The sequence below is a fragment of the Paenibacillus oryzisoli genome, from assembly GCF_001653565.1.
Taxonomy (GTDB): domain Bacteria; phylum Bacillota; class Bacilli; order Paenibacillales; family NBRC-103111; genus Paenibacillus_E; species Paenibacillus_E oryzisoli.
In genome coordinates, this window is the sequence record NZ_LYPB01000048.1 from 230,658 (window position 1) to 237,906 (window position 7,249).

A 7,249-nucleotide genomic window follows, 5' to 3' on the forward strand; every position below is an offset into this window, starting at 1 on the left:
GCATCTAGAGGTAAATGTATGATCAAACGAATGAAAAATGCAATAAACATTAATTTATAGTAACACAGTGGATCAGCACATGACAACTTATTCGGATACAGTATTCACAAAATTCTGAATACTCTCCAAAGCGCGATTAGCAAGCTGTTCATATTTCTCTTTTTTGTTTCGAATACGCTCTGGTAATGCCGGAAGCAATCCGAAATTTGCATTCATCGGTTGAAAATGCTTTGACTCTGCTGCTGTAATATACTGCGCCATACTCCCTAACGTCGTTTCCGCAGGCAAGACTACACAATCTTGGCCTTTCGCCATTCGACCTGCATTTAATCCAGCAATTAAGCCAGAGGCAGCTGATTCGACATACCCTTCAACACCCGTCATTTGACCTGCAAAGAATAGACTCTCACGGTGCTTGTATTGATAAGTAGGTTCTAACAGCTTAGGGGAATTGATGAACGTATTGCGATGCATAACGCCATATCGAACAAATTCTGCCTGCTCTAGACCAGGGATTAACTGAAGCACACGTTTTTGCTCTCCCCATTTCAAATGCGTTTGGAATCCTACTAAGTTGTATAGGGTACCTGCTGCATTATCTTGTCGAAGCTGCACAACGGCGTGTGGCATTTTACCTGTGTGCGGATTAATCAAGCCAACAGGCTTCATGGGTCCGAATAACACGGTTTGTTTACCACGTTTCGCCATCACTTCTAGTGGCATACAGCCTTCGAAGTAAATTTCTTTCTCAAATTCCTTTAATTCTGCGACTTCCGCAGTAATAAGAGCCTCATAGAACACGTTAAACTCTTCTTCTGTCATCGGACAATTCAGGTAGGCTGCTTCCCCTTTATCATAGCGAGAAGCCAAGTATACCTTATTCATATCTATTGAATCTTTCTCAACGATAGGTGCAGCTGCATCATAAAAGTACAAGTACTCCTCACCCATAAGTGCTTTGAGTTCAGCAGCTAAATCAGGAGATGTCAGTGGTCCCGTAGCAACGACTGTGATTCCCTCAGGGAGTGCTTGAAGCTCTTCGTTACGAACCTCTATCAATGGGTGGTTACGTAATGTGTTAGTTACTGCTTGAGAGAAACCATCTCGGTCGACCGCTAGAGCACCTCCAGCAGGCACGGCATGCTCGTCAGCACAAGCAAGAATGAGAGAGTCCATTCGTCTCATCTCTTCTTTGAGAACCCCAACAGCATTCGTTAGACCATTAGAGCGCAGTGAGTTGCTGCACACAAGTTCAGCGAACTGATCTGTAATGTGTGCAGGTGTTTTCCTTACGTTGCGCATTTCATATAAAGTAACAGGCACGCCTTGACGGGCAATTTGCCATGCGGCTTCACTGCCTGCCAATCCTGCGCCGATGACTGTTACTCTTTGGTTTTCTGGCAAAATCAGACACCTCTAATCTTTCATATCATCTGTGTGATCGGATTCGTCAACTGCTTCTTCCTTGTGATCACATTGTGTACATTGAATCATAACCCCGTTTTTGCTTCGCTTCTCAATCATTAAAGAGCTGCAAGCTGGACATGGTCGATGGACCGGCTTATCCCAGGAAACGAAGTCACAAGTTGGATATTGATCGCAACCGTAGAATACACGCCCCTTCTTGCTTCTACGCTCTACAATTTTACCAGCGTGACAAGTTGGACATGTCACGCCGATGTCCTTAATAATTGGCTTCGTATTTCGGCAGTCTGGGAAACCAGAGCATGCTAGAAATTTACCGAAGCGTCCCATTTTATATACAAGATGCTTTCCGCATTTCTCGCATATTTCATCAGAAACTTCATCTTGAATTTCAATTTCTTTCATTTCTTCTTCTGCAAACTCTAGTCGTTTCTCAAACGACGTATAGAAGGTATCCAGTACGCGGACCCAATCCTCTTTCCCTTCCTCAACAAAATCCAACTCTTCTTCCATATGAGCAGTGAACTCAATATCTAGAATTTCCGGGAAAAACTCTTGCATAAGTTGGATTACGAGCTCACCCAGCTCTGTCGGTACGAATTTCTTCTCTTCGATCGCCACATAGCCACGCTTCTGTATCGTTTCTAGCGTAGGTGCGTAAGTACTTGGTCGCCCAATACCCATTTCCTCAAGCGCACGTACTAAACGGGCCTCTGTATACCTTGGAGGTGGTTGTGTAAAGTGCTGCTTCGGTTCTACGCTTTGCTTCTGTAACGAATCGCCTTTCGACAGCGGGGGTAATAGTTTATCTTCTTCTGTCGTCCCGTCATCATTGCTTTCTACATATACTTTCATGAACCCAGCAAATTTCATTTTGGATCCATTCGCTCTAAATATGGTTTCTCCTGCGTTTAAATCAATCGTCATCGTATCCAATATCGCGGATGCCATTTGGCTTGCAACAAAGCGATCCCATACCAGCTTGTACAATCGGAATTGATCTTTACTCAAGAACGCTTTCATTTGATCGGGTTCACGAAGGACAGAAGTTGGCCGAATCCCTTCATGTGCATCTTGGGCATTTGCATTTTTCTTCAGATACTGACGAGGCGTTTCCGGATAAAAAGCAGGTCCGTATTTCGCTATAATAAATTCTTTGGCTTCTTCTTGGGCAACCGGAGAAATTCGCGTAGAATCCGTACGCATGTAGGTAATTAAACCGACAGTGCCCTCTTTACCCAAATCAATACCTTCATATAACTGCTGCGCCACAGACATCGTTTTGGAAGCACGGAAGTTTAGTTTGCGCGCCGCTTCTTGTTGCATTGAGCTTGTAATAAACGGGGGGGAAGGGTTGCGCCCACGTTCTTTTTCTTTCACTTCTTTCACAACAAACGCTTCATTACCCATAGCAGCAAGGATCAAATCGACATCGTCTTGTGAGTGAAGTTCTTTTTTCTCACCGTTATGACTATGGTATTTAGCCTCAAATACGGTTTTACCTGCATCAAGAACTGCTGTAATTGACCAGTACTCTTCTGGCTCAAACGCCTTAATCTCATTCTCACGGTCTTGAATTAACTTAACCGCTACCGATTGTACACGACCAGCTGAAAGTCCTTTCTTCACTTTTTTCCAAAGTAAAGGACTGATTTTGTAGCCAACAAGTCGATCCAAAATCCGACGTGCTTGCTGAGCGTTGACTAAATCTTGATTGATGCGTCTAGGTGTTTTAAAGGCATCCTTTACAGCATCCTTCGTAATTTCATTAAATACAACACGACAAAGTTCTTCTGGACCCACATCAAGATAATGAGCCAAATGCCAAGCAATCGCTTCACCTTCGCGATCCGGATCCGCCGCTAGATATATTTTTTTCACTTTTTTACTTGCGTCTTTGAGTTCTTTAAGGATAGAACCCTTTCCACGAATCGTTATGTATTTAGGCTCAAAGTTACGATCGACTTCTACGCCAATTTGGCTTTTCGGAAGGTCGCGAATATGACCCATCGATGCTTTTACGATGAACTTACTGCCTAGATATTTGCCGATGGTTTTGGCTTTAGCTGGTGACTCAACAATGACTAACGAATCTGCCATGGTTCGTCCTTCCTCCCCTCTTGGTTTCAAGGTAAGTTTATTTGGCGAGAAGCAAAACTTCGTGATTAGCCTATGCTCGAATGTATGTTGAACCCGGAAGCTGTTTAATCGCCTTTTTCAATAGTAAAGATAACAGAACTCCATGCAAATGTCCAAACGTAAATTGGGTTTCTTCTAATAAAGTGTCAATTGATACTGGGTCATCTGATAGCTTTCGTACAATTTCGACCTCATCTTCCGTGAAAATGAAAGTCGTTTTTTGCTGAAAAGCAAGCTTCATTTCATCTACATTTACAATGTGTTTATATTCTTCGACAATTTCTTGAGCAGTGGTGACTAATTTCGCACCATCCTTCAAAAGCTTATGTACACCACTACTTTGTCGTGAGTTAATTGGACCTGGAACCGCGAACACATCCCGTGAAGAATCTAATGCACACTCAACCGTGATTAATGAGCCACTATCCTCTGCTGCTTCTACTACTGTAACACCCAATGATAATCCAGCGATAATTCGATTCCTCTGCGGAAACATGCCTGGTCTCATCCCTGTTCCTATTGGATATTCAGAAACAATCACGCCTTCTTGCTCTATGTTGCGAAATAACAGCGCATTCTCTCGCGGATAGATCGTATTGATCGCGCACCCAAGAACGGCCACTGTTTTCGCTTTTCCTTGCAGTGCTCCAATATGTGCCTTGCTGTCTATTCCTCTTGCTAACCCGCTTACAATCCCAAATCCTGCTCGCGAAAGTGATGCTGCCCATTCCTCAGCAATTTTCTTCCCATACAGGGTCGGGGTCCGTGTTCCCACGATACCAAGTAAGCGTCCATGCAAGAGAGAAGGATCTCCTTTTACATACAGCACCCATGGCGGTTGAGCAATTTCTTGCAGGATTGACGGATAATCCTCATCAAATCGTGTCATGATTCGAATGGACTGACTTCTATATTGGTGTATCTTTTGTTCAATAAACGCAGGCGTCAATCGTGTCGCAATTGTTTCTGCTACGGTTCTCCGAATTCCACATGAAGCGATTTCCCCTGCCCTCTTCCCGATCAAAACATAAAGTTCAGGGAAACAACCCAAGAGCTGGTGAATCGTTTTCCATCCAACTCCCTCTAGCTCATGTAAGCCAATTAAACAACGACGATTATCCATTAGTATATACACTCCTTCCAAGAATGACAAATCTATGCATCTAGCTGAAAATAAAAAAACCTCCCAAATCCCAAATAAGGGAAATGGAAGGTTGCTTACCTTCGTGAAACGAAGCTTATTTTTTTGTGATAACTTTATCAAGCATACCTTTTTCTTCAAGTACGCTAACAAGAGTTGATCCCATTTCGGATGGTGTAGCCGCTACGCGAATACCACATCTTTCCATCGTTGCAACTTTCTCAGCAGCTGTACCTTTACCACCAGAAATAATGGCACCAGCATGGCCCATACGTTTTCCTGGAGGCGCTGTTTTACCGCCGATGAAGCCAACGACTGGTTTCGTCATGTTAGCCGCAACCCACTCCGCTGCTTCTTCTTCAGCCGTACCACCGATTTCACCAATCATGATGACCGCGTACGTATCTGGATCTTCGTTAAAACGTTTGAGGATGTCGATGAACTCGGATCCTTTAACTGGATCTCCACCGATACCAACTGCGGAGGATTGTCCAATTCCGCGCGTTGTCAATTGATGAACAGCCTCGTAAGTCAATGTTCCAGAACGTGAAACAACACCTACGTGACCTGGTGTGTGGATGTATCCTGGCATAATACCGATTTTGCACTCGCCTGGTGTAATAACGCCAGGGCAGTTAGGTCCGATAAGAACAGTATTTTTACCTTCTAGGTAACGCTTAACGCGTACCATGTCAAGCACAGGAATACCTTCTGTGATACAGATAACCAATTCAAGCTCAGCTTCAATCGCTTCGATGATGGATTCTGCAGCAAATGCAGGAGGTACATAGATAACGGATGCTGTAGCACCTGTTACTTTTTTCGCTTCTACAACCGTGTTGAAAACAGGCAACTTAACAAGCTCACCATTCTCCAACGTGATATCTACAGTAGTGCCGCCTTTACCAGGAGTTACGCCACCCACCATTTGCGTGCCGTAGTCCAGACCGCCTTTGGTATGAAACAAACCCGTAGCGCCGGTAATCCCTTGAGTAATGACTTTTGTATGTTTATTGACCAAAATACTCATGATCGATTGTTCACATCCCTTATCTATTTTTCAAACCGTTCAGGTTTTTTATTTAACAAGTGCAACGATTTTTTGCGCGCCGTCAGCCATGGAGTCAGCAGCAACAATGTTCAAGCCGGATTCGTTAAGCAGCTTTTTACCAAGCTCAACGTTCGTACCTTCAAGACGTACAACAAGCGGACGGGAAAGCCCAAGCTCTCTAGCCGCAGCGATAACGCCCTCAGCGATAACGTCACAACGCATGATACCTCCGAAAATGTTCACGAAAATCCCTTTAACTTGCTCGTCGGAAAGGATGATTTTGAAAGCTTCTGTAACTTTCTCTTTCGTCGCACCGCCCCCTACGTCTAGGAAGTTAGCAGGGTCTCCGCCGTAGTGCTTGATAATGTCCATAGTGGCCATAGCAAGTCCAGCGCCGTTAACCATACAACCGATGTTGCCATCAAGTGCGATGTAGCTAAGGTCATATTTGGAAGCTTCGATTTCTTTTGCATCTTCTTCTTCAAGGTCACGAAGATCAACGATGTCTTTGTGACGGAAAAGAGCGTTAGAATCAAAGTTTAATTTCGCATCAAGAGCCATAACGTCGCCAGAACCCGTTACAACCAATGGGTTGATTTCAGCAATGGAAGCGTCTTTCTCAACGAATGCTTTGTAAAGAGCAAGCATGAACTTAACTGCTTTGTTTACAAGCTCATTTGGGATGTTAATTGCATAAGCAAGTCTACGTGCTTGGAAAGATTGAAGACCGATTGCAGGATCTACCACTTCTTTGAAAATTTTCTCAGGAGAATGTTCAGCTACTTCTTCAATTTCCGTGCCGCCTTCTTCGGAAGCCATCAAAACGACGCTGCCTGTAGCACGGTCAACAACTACACCTACGTAATATTCTTTTTTAATGTCACAGCCCTCTTCGATCAAAAGGCGTTTTACTTCTTTACCTTCTGGACCTGTTTGGTGAGTGACGAGTACTTTACCTAGAATTTCGCTAGCATATGTACGCACTTCATCGAGGTTTTTGGCTACCTTAACGCCGCCTGCTTTACCGCGACCACCGGCATGAATTTGCGCCTTAACAACGACAACAGATGTTCCAAGTTCTTTTGCTGCTTCAACTGCCTCATCAACAGTAAATGCAACCTTTCCGTTAGGAACGCTGACTCCGTACTGTCTCAGGACTTCTTTGCCTTGATACTCATGGATATTCATTTCCTAAATCCTCCTATCAGTATGGACTTTCTATACGTGCTATACAGGGAAAAGTGTAATTTCCAATTGACGTTGTGCACGAGAAACGATCTTGCTACCGGAATTAGTATCACACTTCTTCGCAAGCCCTAACCATTGTATCACATTATTTTCGACAGTTTCTTTATTTTTTTCGTGAATCCATTCAAATTTATCTTTCACACTGAAAAAATTTAACTATCACGTCTAGAGTAAAGGGCTGAAATATTTCAGCCCCTCCTCATCAAACCGTACGTCAGACTGTCTAACAACTGATTTCTGAGCAC

At 43.8% G+C, this 7,249-nt stretch carries 5 protein-coding genes; all 5 read right to left on the minus strand.

What is annotated here, in order from left to right; translation table 11 throughout:
- Positions 1–87: 87 nt before the first annotated feature.
- The 5 genes from trmFO to sucC all read right to left on the minus strand — a co-directional run bounded on the left by trmFO (position 88) and on the right by sucC (position 6,944).
- Positions 88–1,404 (minus strand): FADH(2)-oxidizing methylenetetrahydrofolate--tRNA-(uracil(54)-C(5))-methyltransferase TrmFO, encoded by a 1,317-nt coding sequence (trmFO, locus tag A8708_RS05995; protein ID WP_068662586.1) that lies wholly within the window; start codon positions 1,402–1,404, stop codon positions 88–90.
- 12 nt (positions 1,405–1,416) lie between these two features.
- Positions 1,417–3,525, minus strand: coding sequence for a type I DNA topoisomerase (gene topA / locus A8708_RS06000; protein ID WP_068662587.1), 2,109 nt, complete (start codon positions 3,523–3,525; stop codon positions 1,417–1,419).
- A gap of 70 nt (positions 3,526–3,595) precedes the next feature.
- On the minus strand, positions 3,596–4,687 hold the full coding sequence (dprA, locus tag A8708_RS06005; RefSeq protein WP_068662588.1) for a DNA-processing protein DprA: 1,092 nt from the start codon (positions 4,685–4,687) through the stop codon (positions 3,596–3,598).
- Positions 4,688–4,802: 115 nt separating this feature from the next.
- A complete protein-coding gene (gene sucD / locus A8708_RS06010) occupies positions 4,803–5,735 on the minus strand; it encodes a succinate--CoA ligase subunit alpha (protein ID WP_057315715.1) in 933 nt (310 codons plus the stop codon).
- A 48-nt stretch (positions 5,736–5,783) separates the two neighbouring features.
- Positions 5,784–6,944: an ADP-forming succinate--CoA ligase subunit beta gene (gene sucC / locus A8708_RS06015; RefSeq protein ID WP_068662589.1), complete on the minus strand. Its 1,161-nt coding sequence runs from the start codon at positions 6,942–6,944 to the stop codon at positions 5,784–5,786.
- Between the last annotated feature and the right edge of the window lie 305 nt (positions 6,945–7,249).

What these genes read in the sequence shown, in the direction of transcription:
- topA (WP_068662587.1), bottom strand. Translation starts at nt 3,525, where the DNA reads ATGGCAGATTCGTTAGTCATTGTTGAGTCACCAGCTAAAGCCAAAACC.
- dprA (WP_068662588.1), bottom strand. Translation starts at nt 4,687, where the DNA reads ATGGATAATCGTCGTTGTTTAATTGGCTTACATGAGCTAGAGGGAGTT.
- sucD (WP_057315715.1), bottom strand. Translation starts at nt 5,735, where the DNA reads ATGAGTATTTTGGTCAATAAACATACAAAAGTCATTACTCAAGGGATT.
- sucC (WP_068662589.1), bottom strand. Translation starts at nt 6,944, where the DNA reads ATGAATATCCATGAGTATCAAGGCAAAGAAGTCCTGAGACAGTACGGA.